Annotated in this window: 2 protein-coding genes; both read right to left on the bottom strand. The window is 64.1% G+C overall.

The genetic code is table 11. The features are described 5' to 3' along the window. Window positions 1-145 (bottom strand): gfo/Idh/MocA family oxidoreductase (locus VFQ05_03740; protein HET9325861.1); only part of this gene is annotated, 145 nt, incomplete at its 3' end. A 2-nt stretch (window positions 146-147) separates the two neighbouring features. After that, a complete protein-coding gene (locus VFQ05_03735) occupies window positions 148-303 on the bottom strand; it encodes a YHS domain-containing protein (protein HET9325860.1) in 156 nt (51 codons plus the stop codon). Between the last annotated feature and the right edge of the window lie 763 nt (window positions 304-1,066).

The raw sequence follows: 1,066 nt of genomic DNA, 5'->3' as shown, positions 1-1,066 counted from the left end.
AAATCAGCGCGGCGAGCTCGGAGTTCTCGTCGGCACGATCGAACGCCGGCAGCACTGCCCGCTGGGCGATGAAGCCGAGACCGACGACGGCATAGCGCACTTTCCTCGAACGGCCGTTCGTCCGAGTGGCGCGTTGGCGCGCCACGGCTAGCGCACCTTCTGGCCGACGTACCGCTGCGGCTCCTGGTTGAACTCCTGCTGACATTCTTCGGAGCAGAGGTAATAGGTCTTGCCCTGATAGCTCTCCTGCAGCGGACCTTCCTTGGGATTGACTTCCATTCCACAAACCGGGCATCTCTCCATCACCGTTCACCTCGCTTTCCGTGGGGGCAAAGGACTAGCCGAGCACCATGCATGCCATGCCTGCGCGAGGCGTGAGCGTGGATTCGCATCCCGCTGGACGGTCGAATGCGCCCGCTTGTGGCCTGTCATTCCGCAGCCGCCTCGGATGGCCGCACGTTGTAAGACGGGTGGTGTTGAAGATTTGGTGTGCAAGAGTCGCCCGCCGCGGAAATTCGTCCCTTCGTACGGCGGAGCCGTCCCACAGGTCGCTCCCCAGTCCTGCGGCCCGCCGACGATGGCGCCAAGCGGTGATCGCACCGCACCCACCGGAGGCGCCATGACACGATCGGGATCTCACTCCGCCTCGGCCACAGGTCTGGCCGGATTTCTCTTCTGCCTCATGCTCGGGAGTACGCGCGTGGATGCGGCAGTTCCTGACGCCCCGGTGATCTGGACGTAGTCGGATCGTCCTCGCCGCCGAGTCCCAATCCCGATCCTCGCTCGTTGGCGCCGATCTTCACGTTGGGCCGGCCTTCGGGGCTGATCAACCGAAGGACGGGGGCTTGTCTGGAATCTGGAAAAACGATCGGCCCGACCTGTCGAGGAGTGCTGCGGCGAGTTCGCCCGCTCACCAGGTATCGACTCCGCGCTCCTCGATGTGGAAAACGCGGCAAACGCTTGCCCCGCTGAACGCCGTGAGATACGGTGCGGAGCAAGTTTCGGTCTCCTCACCGGCCCGTAAGGCCGAGTGTCCGAAACGGATGTGGGAGTCTCAGTCCAGGCG

The organism is Candidatus Eisenbacteria bacterium, from assembly GCA_035712145.1.
Lineage (GTDB): Bacteria > Eisenbacteria > RBG-16-71-46 > RBG-16-71-46 > RBG-16-71-46 > DASTBI01.
Note: the sequence above shows the minus strand (reverse complement) of the source record. Positions and strands in the feature narration are given on the sequence as shown.

Bases quoted from the DNA above. Each gene is read 5' to 3' on its own strand.
- VFQ05_03735 (HET9325860.1), bottom strand. From the start codon at position 303: ATGGAGAGATGCCCGGTTTGTGGAATGGAAGTCAATCCCAAGGAAGGT.